The organism is Amycolatopsis sp. NPDC051716, from assembly GCF_040681595.1.
In the GTDB taxonomy this organism is placed as follows: domain Bacteria; phylum Actinomycetota; class Actinomycetes; order Mycobacteriales; family Pseudonocardiaceae; genus Amycolatopsis.
This window is the reverse complement of record NZ_JBFAZA010000060.1, coordinates 21,417-39,090: the sequence shown is the minus strand read 5'-3', so window position 1 is coordinate 39,090 and position 17,674 is coordinate 21,417. Positions and strand designations below refer to the sequence as shown.

The window sequence follows — 17,674 nt, the reverse complement described above, 5'->3', positions numbered from 1 at the left end:
GCCGCGCTACCGCGCGCCGCCCGCGCTACCGCGCGCCGCCCGCGCTACCGCGCGCCGCCCGCGCTACCGCGCGCCGCGTCGCCCGGTGCGCGGTAACGAACTTTGCTCGTGGCTTCCCCGGTTGCACGGTCCGGTCCGGCGCATGTGGACTTCCCACTCCGTGGTCACCCTTGCCGACCATGGTGGGACGATCATTTGTCCGGTGCGTGTCCGGTGACCGGTTCACCGCTGCGCTGAACGGCCTACGTCATCCGTCCCATTCGGGAAATTATCCGTCCTTTGTCACTCGAACGGCTGATGTTTACGGAGAACTAGCGGTACTTGACTGGATCCTGCCGGTGATCACCGGCGTCGGTCAGCGTGAGTCGGGGCACGCGCCTGGAGAATCGGAGGGCGCCCGTGCGCCGTACCCGTTCCAACAGATCGAGATCCACTGTGCTCACCGCCGGAGCCGCGGCACTGCTCGCCGCGCTCGGGCTGGTTTCCCCGCCTGTCGCGGGGGCCGCACCCGCGTCCGGTCCGGACGCGTTCAGTGAAACCGCGCAACAGCAAATCGCCGCCCTGCAGGCGGTCAAGGCGGGCCGCACCGCCGCTGAGTCCAAAGTGGACAGCAAGCTGCTCGTCGCCGCCAAGGGCGTGGGGAAGCAGCTGAACGCACTGCAGTCCGGGGCCACCGTCTCCGCGGCCGGGACCGTCCTGGTCGACATCCGCGCGAGCAAGGTCTCGCCGGACCTCCTCGCCGGGCTCACCAAGGCCGGTGCGGGGATCCGCGCGGTGTCCGACCGCTACGGCAGCGTCCGCGCCGAAGTCCCGCTCGGCAAGGTCGGCGAGATCGCCGCGCGCGGTGACGTCAAGCGCGTCGAGCAGGCCGACCAGGCGATGACCGCCCGGGAACTGGCGACACCGGCGACGACGCCGGAAAAGACCGAAACCAAGCAGCAGAAGGCCGACCGCATCGCCGGCGAGCTGCAGAAGGCCGTCAGCGCCAAGACCCAGCGCAGTGCGGCCGCGGCCGCGCCGCTGGTCAGCGAAGGCGACCGGGCCCACAACGCCGACCTCGCGCGCCAGCAGTTCGGCGTCACCGGTGTCGGCGTCAAGGCGTGCGCCCTGTCCGACGGCGTCGACTCCCTGGCCGCTTCGCAGGCCAAGGGCGAACTCCCGCCGGACGTCGACGTCATCGCCGGCCAGGAGGGCGACGGCGACGAGGGCACCGCGATGCTCGAGATCATCCACGATCTCGCGCCCCGCGCCGCGCTCGGCTTCGCCTCGGCGTTCAACTCGGACGCCAGCTTCGCGGACAACATCCGCAAGCTGCGCTTCGAGTCGCACTGCGACGTCATCGTCGACGACGTCATCTACTTCAAGGAATCGCCGTTCCAGGACTGGATCATCGCCCAGGCCGTGAACGACGTGACCGCCGACGGCGCGCTGTACTTCTCGTCCGCGGGCAACGAAGGCAACGTCGCCAGCGGCACCGCCGCGCACTGGGAAGGCGACTTCGCCGACTCCGGCAAGTCGGTCGGCAAGTTCGCCGGCACCGCGCACAACTTCGCCGGCGCCGCGGGCAACCAGATCTACGAGCCCATCTCGAACGCGTCCTCGGCCGGCGTCCCGGTGACGCTGCACTGGTCGGACCCGCTCGGCGCGTCCGCCAACGACTACGACCTCTACCTGCTCAACTCCGCGGGGGCCGTGGTCAGCTTCAGCCAGAACGTCCAGGACGGCACCCAGGACCCGTACGAGATCCTGCAGACGCCGGCCTTCGGCGGCACCGGGCTGCGCCTGGCGGTCGTGAAGTTCTCCGGGGCGAACCGCTACCTGTCGCTTTCGGCGCTGCGCGGCCGGTTCTCCGACTCGGCCGACGGGCTCAAGGCCTACAACACCCCGGGCGTGACGGTCGGCCACTCGGCCGCGCGGGACGCCTTCAGCGTCGCGGCGGCCCCGGCGGCCAAGGCGTTCGGCCGGGCCCTCGAGCCGGGCGACCCGGCCAACCCGGCGGGCCCGTACCCGGGCTCGTTCAGCGGTGCCACCAAGGCCGAGCGGTTCACCTCCGACGGTCCGCGTCGCGTGTTCTACGAGGCGAACGGCACGCCGATCACCCCGGGCAACGTGTCCTCGACCGGTGGTGAGGTCCGGAACAAGCCGGAGATCACCGCGGCCGACGGTGTGCAGACCAGCGTGAGCGGGTTCAACCCGTTCTTCGGCACCTCGGCCGCCGCTCCGCACGCGGCCGCCATCGCCGCGCTCGTGCTGTCCGGCAACCCCGGCCTGCCGCCCGCGGAGGTGCGGGAAGCGCTGATCAACACCGCGATCGACATCGAAACCCCGGGCCGCGACAACTTCACCGGGTCCGGCGTCATCCTCGCGGACAAGGTGCTGGCCTACACCGGCGCCAGCCCGCAGCCCCTCGCGGTGGCGAAGCAGCCGACGGTCACCCCGGCCGACGGCGGCTCGGCGCTCGACCCGGGCGACACCGCCAAGGTGACGCTGCCGGTGACCAACGACGGTGACGGCACCGCGGTGTCCACCAGCGTCGTGCTCACCAGCCCGACCCCGGGCGTCACCGTGGCGCCGCGCTCGAAGTCCTACGGCACCATCAGCCCGGGACAGACCGGCGTGAACGACTTCACCATCACCGTCCCGGCGAGCCAGCAGCTCGGCGTGCCGGTGGTGCTGAACGCCCGCGTCACCTTCGCCGGCGCGCACTCGCCGACGACGACGTCCTTCGCGCTCCCGGTCGGCACCCCGTCGCCGGTCGCGCAGGACTTCGCCTACGCCGGCGAGCCGGTGGCGATCCCGGACAACAGCCCGGTCGGGGCGTCGGTGACCATCCCGGTCACCGGGGTCGGCCGCGCGTCCAAGGTGACGTTCTCCGTGGACGGCACCACGTGCAGCACCGATCCGACCTCGACGACGGTGGGGCTCAACCACTCCTACGTCGGTGACCTGGTCGGCACGCTGACGTCGCCTTCGGGCGCGAAGGCCACGGTGTTCCAGCGCAACGGCGGCTCGGGCAAGAACCTGTGCCAGGTCGTCTTCGCCGACAACGCGGCGGCGGCGTTCAGCACGGTGACCTCGGCCAACGCGCCGTTCACCGGTTCGTGGCGGCCGACGCAGGCCCTGACCGGCAACCTCGCCGGCGCGGCGGCCGACGGCACGTGGACGTTCGGCGTGGTCGACGCGGCGGGCGGCGACGCCGGCTTCATCCGTTCGGTCGCGCTGCACATCAACGGCTTCGTGCAGCCCCCGGCGGCCGGCGCGCCGTCGAACGTGCGGAGCGTGACGAACAACGGTCCGGTGCACCCGCTGTAACGCACCACCAGCAGTACGGGGCCGTCGCGGTGATCGCGGCGGCCCCGTACCGTTTTCCCCGTGAAGCCACGGGAAGTCGCGGGCGGCGGGCGGGCGGTCGAGGTGCCGCCCGAACGGCTGGCGGGGTTCTTCACGCGGTTCGCCGAGCGGCACGGCGGGATCACGGCGACCTCGGGAACGGCGCACGAGGTCCGCGTGACCGCGGCCGATGGCACCTCCGCCACCGCCGCGGTCCCGTTCGGGCCACTCGAAGAACCGTCCGTGGCCGGGCTGGTCGCCCACGCGCTGGTGCCGCGGCGCATCGCGCTCGTGGTGGTGCGGCGGGGGAGTCACAGCGTCGGGATCGCGCGGGACGGCCGGATCGAGGTCTCGCGCACCGACCGGCACCTCGTGCAGGGCCGGTCGGCCGCGGGCGGGTGGTCGCAGCAGCGCTTCGCCCGGCGTCGCGCGGGCCAGGCGCGCCACGCGCTCCAGGACGCGGCGAAGGACGTCTTCGAAGTGCTCGTGCCCCGGCTGTCCGAAGTGGATGCCGTGGTGCTCGGAGGTGACCGGCGCGCTCTCGACGAGCTGCGCGAGGACCGCCGGCTGGCCCCGCTGTTCTCCCGTGCGGAACCCCGCGTGCTGGACGTCGGCGAACCGAGCCGGGCCGTGCTCGAGGAGGCCGCCGTCCGCGCGCTGTCCGTGCAGGTCACGCTGCGCGACGGGTGAGTCCGGCCACGTCCGGAAAATCCGCTGGCGCGCAGCCCGTACACTGGACTCCGTGGATATCCAGCTGGAGTGACGCCGCGGCCCGAGCGGTCGCTTGACGCTGTCCTTCAAAACGCTCCCTCTCGAGCGCTGTCCTCCGTTCACCCCCGTCCACGGGAGTTCCCTTGATCACGGCCACCGGCCTTGAGCTGCGCGCGGGTTCGCGCATCCTGCTCAACGGCGTCACCCTCCGCATCCAGCCCGGCGACCGTATCGGCCTCGTCGGCCGCAACGGCGCGGGCAAGACCACCTCGCTGAAGGTCCTCGCCGGCGAAGGCGAGCCGCACGCGGGCGACGTCCGCCGCACCGGCGAGCTCGGCTACCTGCCGCAGGACCCGCGCGAAGGCGATCTGTCGGTCACGGCGAAGGACCGCGTGCTCTCCGCGCGTGGTCTGGACAAGCTGATGCGCGACATGGAGAAGGCGCAGGCCTCGATGGCCGAGCTCGTCGACGAGGCCGCGCGCGACAAGGCCATCAACCGCTACGCCCGGCTCGAAGAGCGCTTCGCCTCCCTCGGCGGGTACGCCGCGGAGAGCGAAGCCGCGCGGATCTGCTCCAATCTGGGCCTCGCCGACCGTGTCCTCGCGCAGACGCTGGGAACGCTTTCCGGTGGCCAGCGCCGCCGCGTCGAGCTGGCGCGGATCCTGTTCGCCGCGGCCGAAGCCGGCGCCGGCGGCAAGTCCGAGACGATCCTGCTGCTCGACGAGCCGACCAACCACCTCGACGCCGACTCCATCAACTGGCTGCGCGGCTTCCTCAAGCAGCACGACGGCGGCCTGGTCGTGATCAGCCACGACGTCGAGCTGCTGGCGGACGTGGTCAACAAGGTGTGGTTCCTCGACGCCACCCGCGGCGAGCTCGACCTGTACAACATGGGCTGGCAGCGCTACCTCGACGCGCGCGCGACCGACGAGAAGCGCCGCCGCCGTGAGCGCGCCAACGCCGAGAAGAAGGCGTCGGCGCTGCAGCAGCAGGCCGCGAAGCTCGGCGCGAAGGCGACGAAGGCCGTGGCGGCCAAGAACATGGCGCGCCGCGCCGAGCAGATGCTGTCCTCGCTCGAGGACACCCGCCACGCCGACAAGGTCGCCCGGATCAAGTTCCCGGAGCCCGCGCCCTGCGGCCGCACCCCGCTCACCGCCGAGGGTCTCTCGAAGTCCTACGGCTCGCTGGAAATCTTCACCGGCGTCGATCTCGCCATCGACCGCGGTTCGAAGGTCGTCGTACTCGGGCTGAACGGCGCGGGAAAGACGACTTTGCTCCGGCTGCTGGGCGGAATGGAATCCATGGACACCGGATCGGTCGTTCCGGGTCACGGATTGCGCTTGGGGTATTACGCACAGGAACACGAAACTCTTGATCATGATGCGTCGGTGTGGGAAAACATCCGACATCTCGCTCCGGACACCGGTGCGCAGGAGTTGCGGAACCTGCTCGGCTCGTTCCTCTTCACCGGTGAACAACTCGACCAGGCCGCCGGCACGCTTTCCGGTGGCGAGAAGACCCGGCTCGCGCTGGCGGGCCTGGTCTCCAGTGCTGCCAACGTGTTGCTGCTCGACGAACCCACGAACAACCTCGACCCGGCCAGCCGGGCCCAGGTCCTGGACGCTTTGCGCAGCTTCGCCGGTGCCGTCGTCCTGGTGACGCACGACCCCGGAGCGGTCGAGGCGCTGGAGCCCGAGCGGGTCATCCTGCTGCCCGACGGGACCGAGGACCACTGGTCGGCGGACTACCTCGAACTTGTCCAGCTCGCCTGAGGCGTGCGTCCATTCGGGTGCAAGATCACTCGCCGTAGAGCACTGGAATGGCCCAATGTGATCGCAATTTCGGCTGTTTCGCGTCTGTCGTCTGGCATTCCGGCGCTCAGTGTTCGATCATTGCCCCGGCAGGGGCCGATATGTGGCCCAGAACACTCTCGGCGGGAAGGCGATCGACGTGGCTGATCTCAAGAAAGGCGCGCGGATCACCGGCAACACGCGCGACAAGCTAGCCGCTGACCTGAAGAAGAAATACGAGAAGGGCTCGAGCATCCGGGCGCTCGCGGAGTCGACGGGGCGGTCCTACGGGTTCGTCCACCGGGTGTTGTCGGAGTCCGGCGTCCAGCTGCGGGGGCGTGGCGGGGCCACCAGGGTCAAGAAGAAGTAGTCGCGGACTGCTGCGCGGGGGGCGCAGCGGGAACTTCGGCCACGCGGAACGCCAGGTGGGCCCCGAGCAGGACCAGCGGGTACACCAGGTAGCCGTACCGGGTGGCCGGGGTGAGCAGGATCAACGCGCCGAGTCCGACGGCGGTGCGCAGCAGTGCGCCGGAGCCGTTCGCGGGGGGCCGGCGCACCAGCCAGACCACCATCGCCACGGCCGCGGCGCCGACGAGCACGAACGCCGCCACCTGGCCGACCGGGCCGGTCTCGGCGATCAGGTGGCCCGGCAGCGGGCTGGCCGCGGGCGACCGCACCACGCCCATCCCGAGCGGGAACCGCACGACGTGCTCGACGAACGCCGCCGGATCCACCAGGTACACCGGCAGGTGCAGGGCGGCCGTCGTCGCCACCAGCGCCGCCGCGAACCGGCCCAGCGCCGCCCAGTCGAGCCCGTTCCCGCGGCGCACCAGCACGAGCACCGCCAGCACGGCGGCCGCGGGCGCGACGATCAGCTTGGCGCTGACGACCAGCGCCAGCACCAGCCCCGACCAGGCGACCCGCCCGGTGGCCGCGAGCGCGCAGCTGAGCACCAGCAGGCCGACGATCGCCAGGTCCGGGCCGGCGACGGCCCAGGTGAGCGCGGTGAGCGGGCAGGCCAGCGCGAGCTGCGCGGCGCCGACCGGCACCCGCGGCCACCTCAGCAGCTTCAGCGTGCCCAGCACGCACGCGCAGGCGGCCAGGGCGAACATCCAGCGGGCGTCGGTGAGCGCGTCGGTCAGCGGCGTGCCGCCGAACAGCGCCCGCGGCAGCCCGAAGATCGCCATGACCGGCCCGTACGGCGTGTAATCGTTTACCACGGGCGGCCGGCCGAGTGCGGTGACGTCGACGTACGGCGTTCCGAGGTGCAGCAGCAGATCCGCGGACCGCTCGATCACCCAGACCTCGGGCTGCGCGGCCCAGGAGAACGGCGTGATCAGCCAGTCCACTCCGGTCAGGCGCCGAATCACCAGAAGCGCCAAGGGGAGGATCATCGCCAACAGGGCCACCGCGGCGATCCCGCACCAGCGTGAACCGGCTACGCCACGCGGCGTACGCCCGCTTCGTGCGGACAGCAGCAGATAGCCGCTGTGGACCGCGCCGAAGCCGTAGGCGACCGTGGCGAAGTTGCCCCAGACGCGGTAGCCGTAGAACTCGGACACCAGGGCGGTCGGCAGCGCGAAAGCCAGGCAGGCCAGGTAGAACCCCAGGTCCCAGCGCAAGGGGGCGGCCTCTCCCGGGCGCGACGGCGCCGTGAAGAGCCGGGCCGCGCGCCGCCATGCGGGCGCCTGGCCCACCTCCGTTCCCACGTCGCCAGGCTACCGAGGGGGCCGCCGCCCGGTTCAGCCGACGTCTCGCAGGCGGGGCAGCAGCTTCGCGGCCGCTTCGGAGGCCGCGACGACGTCGTCGCGGCCGGCGGGCATGAGTACCAGCTCGGTGAATCCGGCCTCGAGGTAGCTCTGCGTGAGACGCAGGGCGCTGTCCGCGTCGGCCGGCAGCCGGAACTGCACGGCGCGGCGGACGGTCGCCGGATCACGGCCCACGGCCGCGCAGTGCTCGTCGAGGACGCGGGAAAGCCGTTGCAGCTCGGCGATTTCCGTTCCGGGCAGGGCCGCGTTGAGCCAGACGTCGGCGTGCTCGGCGACGACGCGGAGGCCGCGCTTCTTGCCGCTGCTGCCCAGCCACAGCGGGGGTTTCGGTCGTTGCAGCGGCTTCGGATCGCTGATCGCGCCGGTGAGGCGGTAATGCCGGCCTTGATGGTCGGTGACCGGCTCGGTCCACAGCAGACGGAGGATTTCGCAGGTCTCGGCCAGCCGTTCCACGCGTTCCGCCGCGGACGGCGTGGGCGTGCCCATCATCGCGTCGGTCAGGGTGTCGCCGCCCGCGCCGAGGCCGACGTCGAGCCGGCCGCCGGAAAGGTGGTCGACGGTCACGGCGATCTTGGCGAACGTGCCCGGGTGCCGGTTGGTGTTGCCGGAGACCAGGCAGCCGATCCGCACGCGCTTCGTCGCTTCGGCCATCGCGGCCAGCAGGCTCCAGCCGTCGAAGATGTCGCCGGTGCGCTCGGGGCCCATCGGGGCGAGGTGGTCGAACACCCAGCAGCCGTCGAAGCCGGCGTCGTCGGCGATCGCCCAGATCTCGCGGAGGGCGGCGATGCCGATGTGCTGCTGGGGTGGTTTGAGCCCGACGGTGGTCATGGGGAACTCCTGATCGTCAGTGAATAGAATCATCAGTGAAACTGACGATCAGCGTAGGTGTAGAGTCTGCGCATGTCCAGCGCGCCCCTCGCCGTCACGCAGCGGCTCGGCTACCTGCTCAAGCACGCCCAGCTGCGGCTGGCCGAGCTGGCCGAGCCGCTGTACGCCCCGCTCGGCGTCACCGGGCGGCAGCTCGCGCTGCTCACGCTCTTCGGTGACGGGCCGGCGCGGTCGCAGCAGGACGGCGCGGCCCGGCTCGGCGTCGACCGGACGACGATGGTCGCGCTCGTCGACGAACTGGAGGCCAAGGGCCTGGTCCGGCGCGAGGTGGCGCCGGGCGACCGGCGCAAGCGCCTGGTGCTGCTGACTCCCGAGGGGGAGCGCGTCCGCGAGGCGGGGGCGGAAGTCACGCGACAGGCCGAGGCGCTCCTGCTGGAACCGCTGTCGGCCGAGGACGCCGAGCGGTTGCGCGCCGCCCTGCACCAGGTCGTTCGCGCGGAGTGAACGAGTTCGGGAAGCAAAGGGACAGCGAGGGCGTTGTCCAGGTCATATCCGGCGAAAACCTCAGCTAAAGTAGAGGTTTCTGATCCTGGGGGTTTCCCGTGGACAACATGTGGGGGCTGTGGAGCTCGGCGATGCGCGCCGGCGACACCCCGAAGGCGCTCACGCGCGGCACGCTCAACCGCGTCGCGCGCTTCGCCCGGCCGCATTGGCGGCGCCTGCTGGCCTTCCTCGTGCTGACCGTCGTCTCGGCCGTTCTCGCCGTGTCGACGCCGGTGCTGGCGGGCAAGGTGGTCGACGCGATCGTCGGCGGCCACGACGTCTCGGTGGTCGTGTGGCTCGCCGTGGTGATCGCCGCGCTGGCCGTCGCCGACGCCGGGTTCGGCCTGATCGAGCGCTGGCAGTCCGCGCGCATCGGCGAGGGCATCATCTACGACCTGCGGCGCGCGGTCTTCGAGCACGTCCAGCGCATGCCGATCGCGTTCTTCACCCGCACCCGCACCGGCGCGCTGGTCTCGCGGCTCAACAACGACGTCATCGGCGCGCAGCGGACCTTCACCGCGACGCTGTCGGGGCTGGTCACCAACGTCATCCAGCTGGCGCTGTCGCTGGCCGTCATGCTCACGCTGTCGTGGCAGGTCACGCTGATCGCGCTGGTGCTGCTGCCGATCTTCGTCATCCCCGCGCGCCGGCTCGGCCGCCGGATGGCCGGGCTGCAGCGGGAAGCCGCGGACCTCAACGCCGGGATGACCACGCAGATGACCGAGCGGTTCTCCGCGCCGGGCGCGACGCTGGTCAAGCTCTTCGGCCGGCCGGTGCAGGAAGCGGACGACTTCGGGGTGCGCGCGGGGCGCGTGCGGGACATCGGCGTCCGGACCGCGATGCTGACCCGCTGGTTCATGACCAGCCTGACCCTGGTTTCGGCGCTGGCGCAGGCGCTCGTCTACGGCCTCGGCGGCTACCTCGCGCTGACCGGCAAGCTCGCGCCCGGCACCGTCGTGGCGCTGGCGCTGCTGCTGACCCGGCTCTACGCGCCGCTGACCGCGCTGGCCAACGTCCGCGTCGACGTCATGACGGCGCTCGTGTCGTTCGAGCGGGTCTTCGAGGTGCTCGACCTGGAGCCGATGATCAAGGAGAAGCCCGCCGCGCGTGCGCTTTCCGTCTCCGGGGGCGTCTCGGTCGAGTTCGCGGGAGTCCGCTTCGGGTACCCGGCCGCCGACCGGTACTCGCTGGCTTCGCTGGAGGACGTCGCCACGCTCGACCACCGCGGCGGGGAAGAGGTGCTGCACGGCATCTCGTTCCGGGCCGAGCCCGGGCAGATGGTCGCGCTGGTCGGGTCCTCGGGCGCGGGGAAGTCGACGATCGCGTCGCTGCTGCCGCGGCTCTACGACGTCGACTCCGGTTCGGTGCGGTTGTCCGATGTGGACGTCCGGGAGCTGACTTTCGCTTCCCTGCGGGAAACCGTAGGTGTGGTGACGCAGGACGGGCACCTCTTCCACGACACGATCCGCGCCAACCTGGCGTACGCGCGCCCCGGCGTCACCGACGACGAGATCTGGGAAGCGCTGGAGCGGGCCCGGCTGGGCGAGCTGGCGCGCTCGCTGCCCGACGGCCTCGACACGACGGTCGGCGAGCGCGGCTACCGCCTCTCCGGCGGCGAACGCCAGCGGCTGACCATCGCCCGGCTGCTCCTGGCCCAGCCCAAGGTCGTCATCCTGGACGAGGCGACCGCGCACCTGGACTCGGAGTCCGAGGCCGCCGTCGGCGAGGCCCTGACGCACGCACTGGCCGGCCGCACGGCCCTGGTCATCGCCCACCGGCTCTCGACGGTCCGCGCGGCCGACCAGATCCTGGTCCTGGAACACGGCGAAATCGTCGAGCGCGGCACCCACGACGAACTCCTGGCCGCCAACGGCCGCTACGCAACCCTCCACGCAACCCAGTTCGCCGACCAGGAACCCGCCGTCGCGTGATCCAGAGGTCATCACGCGTGATGGGAGAGTCAACTCACGTGATTGAAGGGTCGACACGGTGCAAGTGCCGTGTCGACCCTCCAATCACGCGTGCCGACCTCTGGATCACGCGTGTCGACCTTCCAGACACGTGTAGAGGGCCTGGACCAGGGCCATTTTGCGGGGGTCGTCGCGGATGAGGGGGCCTAGCTGGTTGAGGGTGTAGCCGAAGGCGATGCCGTTTTCCGGGTCGGCGGCGCCGGTGGAGCCGCCGAGGCCGTCGTGGCCGAAGGCGGCGGGGTTGGGGCCGAAGCCGCGGGCGTCGCTGCCGAGGTAAAAGCCCAGGCCCCACTCGTTCGGGAGGCCGAGGACCGCGTCGATCTCCTTGCCCTGGCTTTCGCGGGCCCGGGCGAGGGCCGCCGGCGACAGGAGGGTGCCGTCGGCCAGGCCGGCGTAGATCGTCGCGATCGCGCGGGCCGTGCCGTGTCCGTTCAACGCCGGCATGACCGCCCGCCGCCACGCCGGATCGTTGGCGTCGTGGCCCTGGACGCGCGGGTTCATCAACGCGGCTTGCGCCACCGGACCGGCCGCCGCGAACGCCGTGGCCAGCGCGTTCGCCATCTCCTCGGTCATGACCGGGTCGACCAGCGTCGCGCAGCGGTCCAGGTCGGCGGCCGAGGCGAGGCCGATCGAGAAGTCCGCGCCCAGCGGCCCGGCGACCTGCTCGGCGAAGAACTCGCGGATCCCCTGCCCGGCGATCCGGCGGACGACTTCGCCGACGAGCCAGCCGTAGGCCAGCGCGTGGTAGCCACCCGCGGACCCGGGCTCGTACAGCGGTTCCTGGGCCGCGAACAGTGACGTCATCAGGTCCCAGTCGTACAGCTCCTCGACGCGCACCGGCCGGTCCAGGCCGATCCCGGGCACGCCGGACCGGTGCGAAAGCAGCCACCGCACCGGGATCTCCGCCTTTCCGGCCGCGGCGAACTCCGGCCAGTACTTCGCGACCGGCGCGTCGACGTCGAGTTCGCCCGCGTCGGCGAGCTTGTGCGCGCACAGCGCGGTCATGCCCTTGGTCGTCGACCAGACGTTGGCCAGGGTGTCCGACTGCCACGGCCGGGTGCGCTCCGGTCCGGCCCAGCCACCCCACAGGTCCGCCACGACTTCGCCGTGCCGGATGGCGGTGAACGCGGCCCCCAGCTCGCCGCGGGAGCGGAAGTTCTCCTCGAAGGCCTCGCGCACCGGTTCGAAGCCGGGCGCGCACTCGCCGTGCACCGTCGCCGTGGCGCTGTCCATCGGACCTCCTCCGGGAGCGACCGGTCCACACCGACCAGTCGGTATGTCGACGCTAAAACGGCCGGGCACGTCCGTCAAGACGTGCCCGGCCGGTGCTTATTCACGAAATACTTCAGCACGAAATGCTTCAGCGCGAACTACCGCAGTACGAACTACCGCAGCCGGGGGACGATTTCGCCGTACTTGGCCAGCAGCGCGGTGTTCGCCTCGTCGCCACCCTCCACATTGGAGCTCCGCCACAGCGGGACGTCGAGGCCTTCGGCGGTCCCGCGGTCGTAAACCTGGGCCAGCACCAGGTTCCACAGGTACGCGTTGACCACAGTGGACAGCGGCGCGGTGCGTGGCGCATCCGGCGGGTAGCTCGCGTCACCCGGGACGACCAGCGAGTCCAGCACCACCGTGCCCTGCTCCACCAGGGTGCTCGACGACCGCTTCGGCGCCGCGGCCACGCACGCCCGCGACGTCACCGCGATGACCGCCGCACCCCGCTTGCGCGCCTCGATGCACAGCTCGACCGGGTAGGGGTTGACGCCGGACGTCGAAAACACCACCAGCACGTCGTCCGGCCCCGGCGCGCGCTCGGCCAGCACCTCCGCGGCCAGGCCGCTGCGCCGCTCGGTCCGCGTGCTGGACACCGCGCCGTGCAGCGGGAGCAGCTCCGGGTGGTAGAGCGGATAGACGCAGGCCAGCCCGCCGGCCCGGTAGAACGTCTCGGCGACCGCGGCCAGCGAGTGCCCGGCGCCCGCGGTGTAGACCAGTGCGTCGGCCCGGATCACCCCCAGCACCAGGTCCGCCGCGGCCCGCACCGATTCGGCGTTGACCTGCTCGACTTCGGCCAGCTGCCGGGCGACGCTGCCGGTGATGTCCGTGGCGCTCACCACACCCACCCTTCCGTCGGGGATCGGGCGCCGAATCTACCGTGCGGACCACTTCGCGCGGTGGAATAGCCGGGTGGGGGACCGAGGTTGACCCGCATGGCGGGGGAACAGGAGGACGCGGGTGGGCGAGGTGGATCCGGCGGTGGCCGTGTGGCCGGCGCGGGGGCGGACCCGGGCGGTCGTGCTGGTGCTGCACGGCGGCGCGGAGCGGGGCACGGGCAGCGTGGCTCCCTGGAAGCTGGCCTACGTCAGGATGGTCCCGATCGCGCGCGCCCTGCACCGGGCCGGCCGTCGAGACACCGGCTTTTCGGGGGTTCCGGGTGGCGGAGCCCCCGGCTCGGGGCGGAGCCCCGATGGTCACGGCGTCGAGGTGCGGCTGCTGCGCAACCGCCGCTACGGCTGGAACGCGCCCGCCGAGGACCCGATCGAGGACGCCCGCTGGGCCCTCGAACGCATCCGCGAAGACCACCCCGGCCTGCCCGTCGTGCTGGTCGGTCACTCGATGGGGGCACGGGTCGCGCTGCGCGTGGCCGACGACCCGGCCGTGCGCGGTGTCTGCGCCCTGGCGCCGTGGACGCCGCGGGGCGAGCCGGTCGAGGCCGTCGCCGGGAAGTCGGTGCTCGTCGTGCACGGCACCCTCGACCGGATGACGAGCCCGGCGGAATCGCACGCCTTCGCCGAACGGGCCGCCGACGTCGCCGCCCGTGTCGCCCGGTTCGAAATCGCCAACGAGGGCCACGCGATGCTGCGCCGAGCCCGGGTCTGGACCCGGCTGACGGTGGCGTTCACCCTGGATCTGCTCGCCGGGGACGACGGCGGGACCCTCCGCGGGGCGTGGGCCGCGAGCGGGCCCGACCGGCTGCGGATACCGGTGTGAACGTGCCCCGAACAGGGCATTCGCCGAAACGCGCCGCGGGGGTGCGGCGACTACGATCGATCACCGGCGAACCTGGCCGGCCGGAGGGAGTACCCGTGACCACTTCGAGCGCTGACCGGGCGTCGGCCCGGGACGTCCCGGACGGGACCCGGTGGCCGGGCCTGGCCACCCCGCCGCACTCCGCGCTGCGCGCGCGGATCGCCGCCGCACTGTTCCGCCACGCGATCCGCCCGCTCGACGTCCGGGCGACCTTCCCGGACGGCACCGTGCTCGGCGCCGGCGGCCCGGAGGCGCCCGAGATGCGGATCCTGCGCCCCGAGGCGTTCTTCCACCGCATGGGCGTCGACGCCAAGATCGGCTTCGGCGAGTCCTACATGGCCGGTGACTGGACCGCGTCCGACCTGGCCGAGGTGCTCACCCCGTTCGCCGAGCGGATGGCCACCCTCGTCCCGCCGGTGCTGCAGAAGTTCCGCCGGCTCGCCGAGCGGACGCAGCCGCCGTCCGAGGAGAACACCCTCGAGGGCGCGCGGGCGAACATCCACCGCCACTACGACCTGTCCAACGACCTGTTCGGCGCCTTCCTCGACGAGTCGATGACGTACTCCTCGGCGCTGTTCGGCCCGGGCGACGACCTCACCACCGCGCAGCACCGCAAGATCGACAGCGTGCTCGACTACGCCGGCGTCCGCGCCGGCAGCGACGTCCTCGAAATCGGCACCGGATGGGGTGAACTCGCCATCCGCGCCGCGGCCCGCGGCGCGCACGTGACGTCGCTGACCATTTCGGAGGAGCAGCGCGCGCTGGCCACCGAACGCATCGCGGCGGCCGGGTTCTCCGACCGCGTCGAAGTGAAGCTGTGCGACTACCGCGAGTCGAGCGGCCGGTACGACGCCGTGGTCAGCGTCGAGATGATCGAGGCCGTCGGCGCGTCCTACTGGCCGGCGTTCTACGCCACGATCGGGGACCGGCTGCGCCCCGGCGGGCGGTTCGGCCTGCAGGCCATCACGATGGACCACGACCGGATGATGGCGGCGTCACGCGCGTACGGGTGGGTCCACAAGTACATCTTCCCGGGCGGCCTCATCCCGTCGGTGCGGTCGATCGAGGAGGGCGTCAAGGCGGACACCCGGCTCAAGCTGGCCGGGATGCGCGAGTTCGGCCAGGATTACGCGCGCACGCTACGGTGGTGGCGCGAACGGTTCCTGCACCGCTGGACCGACATCGCCGGGTTCGGGTTCGACGACGTCTTCCGCCGGATGTGGGAGTTCTACCTGGCCTATTCCGAGGCCGGGTTCCGGTCCGGGTACCTCAAGGTCCACCAGTTCGGCTACGAGGCGACCGGCCGGTAACCCCGCGCGGCAACCCGACCCCGGTGCCGCACGTCCTTCTACCGAGGACGTGCGGTGTACTGACGGCGACAATTTGTCCGGATCGGGATTGGGTGATGGTGATGACGTACCGTGGCGACGACGGCGGGCGCCGGATGCCGCCGCCCCGGCCGTCCGGCGGCCGCTCCCGGGACCACCAGCGCGCGCAGATGATGCCGCTGCCCGGGCGGGGCCGCAGCCCGTACGACGAGCGCACCCGCCCGATGGGCACCCGCGACCCCGAGTACGCCCCGCCTCCGCCGCCGCGGCAGGACCCGCCTGGCCGCCCGGCCGGGGACGGCTACCCGCCGTCCCGGCCGCCGCGCCGGCGTCGCTGGAGCATCGGCAAGGTCCTGGGCGCCCTGGTGCTCGTGTTCGTCGTGTTCCTCGCCGGCATCTGGGTGTACCTCGAGTTCTCGATCAAGCGCGTCGACGCGCTGGAGGACTACTCCGGCCGTCCGGTGGCCGCGTCCGGCACCAACTGGCTGATCGTCGGCTCGGACAGCCGCGAAGGCCTGACCGCGGAGGACGAGGAGCGGCTCGCCACGGGCGACGTCGCCGCGGCGGGCGGCGGGCAGCGCACCGACACGATCATGGTCGCGCACCTGCCGGACAACAGCACCAAGCCGACGCTGCTGTCGCTGCCGCGCGACTCGCAGGTGTCGATCCCCGGCCACGGCAAGAACAAGATCAACGCGGCGTTCTCGCTCGGCGGCCCGAAGCTGCTCGCGCAGACCGTCGAAGGCGCGACCGGCCTGCACATCGACCACTACGCGGAGATCGGCTTCGGCGGGTTCGCCAAGATCGTCGACGCGATCGGCGGCGTCGAGATGTGCATCGACAAGGACATGAACGACACGGTGACGGGGATCAGCATCAAGGCGGGCTGCCCCCAGACGCTCGACGGCCGGTCGGCGCTGGGCTTCGTCCGGATGCGCCACAGCGACGCGACGCCGCGGTCGGACCTCGACCGCGTCGCCAACCAGCGCAAGTTCATCGGCGCGCTGGTCAGCCAGATCGCCAGCCCCGGCACCTTGCTGAACCCGTTCGACTTCTTCCCGCTGCTGTCCTCGGCCCCGGACGCGCTGACCATGGATTCCGGCGACCACGTGCACAACCTCGCCGGCCTGGCGATCGCGATGCGCGGGATCTCCTCCGGCGGCGTGGTGACGACGACGGTGCCGGTGACCAGCGGGTCGGCGGAGAACTGGGACAAGGCCAAGTCGAAGCAGCTGTTCGACGCGCTGAAGAACGACGCCGAGGTCCCCGACAGCGTGATCGTGAATTGATTCGCGCGTGACGTCCCGGCCGGGGCACCATGAGCCGCATGGAAACCCCGGCCGAGACCTACCGCGAAGGTGACCTCACGCTGACCCGCTGGCACCCGGGCGACCGGACGACGCTGACCACGGTCGTCAGCGGCTCACTGGCGCACCTGAGGCCGTTCCTGATCTGGGTCGCCGACGGGTACACCGACGACGACTCGGCGGAGTTCCTGCGGCGCACCGCGAAGCACTGGGAGAGCGGCGAAGCGTACGACTACGCGTTGCGGCTGGGCCCGGAAGTGGCCGGCGGCATCGGCGTGATGACCCGCGACGGCGGCGTCGAGATCGGCTACTGGCTCGCGGCCGGTTTCGTCGGCCGCGGCTTGATGACCCGGGCCGTCACGCTGCTGACGGAGGAGGCGTTCCGCCTCGGCGCCGGGTACGTCGAGATCAAGCACGACGAGCGGAACGTCCGAAGTGGAGCGGTGCCCGCGCGCCTCGGCTTCACCCGGGTGCGCTCGGAACCGGCGGAGAAGCCGCTGGCCCCGGCGTGCACGGGCACCAACCACGTGTGGCGGCTCGTTCCCCGCTAGGAGACCTTGTTCCGCTCCCGCAGCACCTTGAGCGCCTCGTCGGCGTGGACGGTGAAGTTCAGTTCACTCTTGATCTTCGCGATGATCTTCCGGTCTTCGCCGATGACGAAGGTGGCGCGCTTGGTGTGCAGCGGCAGGAGTTTCCGCCACACGCCGAACTGCTTCGCGACCTCACCCTCCACATCGGACAAGAGCGGGTAGTCGAAGCCGTTGGCGGCCGAGAAGGCCCGCTGCTTGGTGATGGCGTCCGGGCTGATCCCGACGCGGTGCGCGCCGACCGCCGCGAACTCCGCCGCGAGATCGCGGAAGTGGCAGCTTTCGGCGGTGCAGCCCCCGGTCATCGCGGCCGGGTAGAAGAACAGGACCACGGGCCCGGTGGCCAGGAAGTCCGAGAGCGTGCGCTCCTGGCCTTCGTCGTCGGGCAGCGTGAAATCGGGGGCGAGGTCTCCGGCGTCCATGGACGTCCCTTCTCGTCGGCGGCAGAACCCATCCTGCCGGGTGTTCGGAGCCATCGCGCCGG

At 71.6% G+C, this 17,674-nt stretch carries 15 protein-coding genes; 10 read left to right on the top strand and 5 right to left on the bottom strand.

Annotated elements, in window-relative coordinates; genetic code table 11:
* The first annotated feature begins 435 nt into the window (after positions 1–435).
* The 4 genes from AB0M30_RS45185 (at position 436) to AB0M30_RS45170 (ending at position 6,201) form a co-directional block, all read left to right on the top strand.
* Positions 436–3,312, top strand: a complete 2,877-nt coding sequence (locus tag AB0M30_RS45185) for a S8 family serine peptidase (RefSeq protein ID WP_364598147.1) — start codon at positions 436–438, stop codon at positions 3,310–3,312.
* A 60-nt stretch (positions 3,313–3,372) separates the two neighbouring features.
* Positions 3,373–4,020, top strand: a complete 648-nt coding sequence (locus AB0M30_RS45180) for an acVLRF1 family peptidyl-tRNA hydrolase (protein WP_364598144.1) — start codon at positions 3,373–3,375, stop codon at positions 4,018–4,020.
* A 164-nt stretch (positions 4,021–4,184) separates the two neighbouring features.
* Positions 4,185–5,813 (top strand): ABC-F family ATP-binding cassette domain-containing protein, encoded by a 1,629-nt coding sequence (locus AB0M30_RS45175; RefSeq protein ID WP_364598141.1) that lies wholly within the window; start codon positions 4,185–4,187, stop codon positions 5,811–5,813.
* 178 nt (positions 5,814–5,991) lie between these two features.
* On the top strand, positions 5,992–6,201 hold the full coding sequence (locus tag AB0M30_RS45170) for a helix-turn-helix domain-containing protein (protein WP_003071237.1): 210 nt from the start codon (positions 5,992–5,994) through the stop codon (positions 6,199–6,201).
* Here the strand turns inward: AB0M30_RS45170 and AB0M30_RS45165 are convergent.
* Together AB0M30_RS45165 and AB0M30_RS45160 are read right to left on the bottom strand one after the other, a co-directional pair.
* Positions 6,188–7,540: a glycosyltransferase 87 family protein gene (locus AB0M30_RS45165; protein ID WP_364598138.1), complete on the bottom strand. Its 1,353-nt coding sequence runs from the start codon at positions 7,538–7,540 to the stop codon at positions 6,188–6,190. The two genes, AB0M30_RS45170 and AB0M30_RS45165, sit on opposite strands and share 14 nt — an antisense overlap.
* 33 nt (positions 7,541–7,573) lie before the next feature.
* The gene (locus AB0M30_RS45160; protein WP_364598135.1) at positions 7,574–8,428 is read right to left on the bottom strand and encodes an LLM class flavin-dependent oxidoreductase; all 855 of its coding nucleotides are present in this window, start codon (positions 8,426–8,428) and stop codon (positions 7,574–7,576) included.
* 72 nt (positions 8,429–8,500) lie between these two features.
* Between AB0M30_RS45160 and AB0M30_RS45155 the strand changes: the two genes are divergently transcribed.
* Together AB0M30_RS45155 and AB0M30_RS45150 are read left to right on the top strand one after the other, a co-directional pair.
* Complete coding sequence (locus AB0M30_RS45155) at positions 8,501–8,932, top strand: MarR family transcriptional regulator (RefSeq protein ID WP_364598132.1); 432 nt, start codon at positions 8,501–8,503, stop codon at positions 8,930–8,932.
* Positions 8,933–9,030: 98 nt separating this feature from the next.
* A complete protein-coding gene (locus AB0M30_RS45150; protein WP_364598129.1) occupies positions 9,031–10,902 on the top strand; it encodes an ABC transporter ATP-binding protein in 1,872 nt (623 codons plus the stop codon).
* A 105-nt stretch (positions 10,903–11,007) separates the two neighbouring features.
* Here the strand turns inward: AB0M30_RS45150 and AB0M30_RS45145 are convergent, their stop codons facing one another.
* Positions 11,008–12,174: a serine hydrolase domain-containing protein gene (locus AB0M30_RS45145; protein ID WP_364598126.1), complete on the bottom strand. Its 1,167-nt coding sequence runs from the start codon at positions 12,172–12,174 to the stop codon at positions 11,008–11,010.
* 152 nt (positions 12,175–12,326) lie between these two features.
* A complete protein-coding gene (locus tag AB0M30_RS45140; protein WP_364598123.1) occupies positions 12,327–13,055 on the bottom strand; it encodes an SIS domain-containing protein in 729 nt (242 codons plus the stop codon).
* Between the two features lie 118 nt (positions 13,056–13,173).
* On the opposite strand from AB0M30_RS45140, the gene AB0M30_RS45135 reads away from it, so the two are divergent.
* From AB0M30_RS45135 to AB0M30_RS45120, 4 genes are all read left to right on the top strand, one after another.
* Complete coding sequence (locus AB0M30_RS45135) at positions 13,174–13,929, top strand: alpha/beta family hydrolase (RefSeq protein WP_364598120.1); 756 nt, start codon at positions 13,174–13,176, stop codon at positions 13,927–13,929.
* 95 nt (positions 13,930–14,024) lie between these two features.
* Positions 14,025–15,278, top strand: a complete 1,254-nt coding sequence (locus AB0M30_RS45130; protein ID WP_364598117.1) for a cyclopropane-fatty-acyl-phospholipid synthase family protein — start codon at positions 14,025–14,027, stop codon at positions 15,276–15,278.
* 95 nt (positions 15,279–15,373) lie between these two features.
* Positions 15,374–16,585: an LCP family protein gene (locus tag AB0M30_RS45125; protein ID WP_364598114.1), complete on the top strand. Its 1,212-nt coding sequence runs from the start codon at positions 15,374–15,376 to the stop codon at positions 16,583–16,585.
* Positions 16,586–16,623: 38 nt separating this feature from the next.
* Positions 16,624–17,154 carry a GNAT family N-acetyltransferase gene (locus AB0M30_RS45120; protein ID WP_364598111.1) on the top strand — a complete coding sequence of 177 codons (531 nt, stop codon included), beginning with the start codon at positions 16,624–16,626 and terminating at the stop codon, positions 17,152–17,154.
* On the opposite strand, the gene AB0M30_RS45115 is transcribed toward AB0M30_RS45120, so the two are convergent.
* The gene (locus AB0M30_RS45115; protein ID WP_364598108.1) at positions 17,151–17,612 is read right to left on the bottom strand and encodes a peroxiredoxin; all 462 of its coding nucleotides are present in this window, start codon (positions 17,610–17,612) and stop codon (positions 17,151–17,153) included. The genes AB0M30_RS45120 and AB0M30_RS45115 overlap by 4 nt on opposite strands.
* Positions 17,613–17,674: the final 62 nt, after the last annotated feature.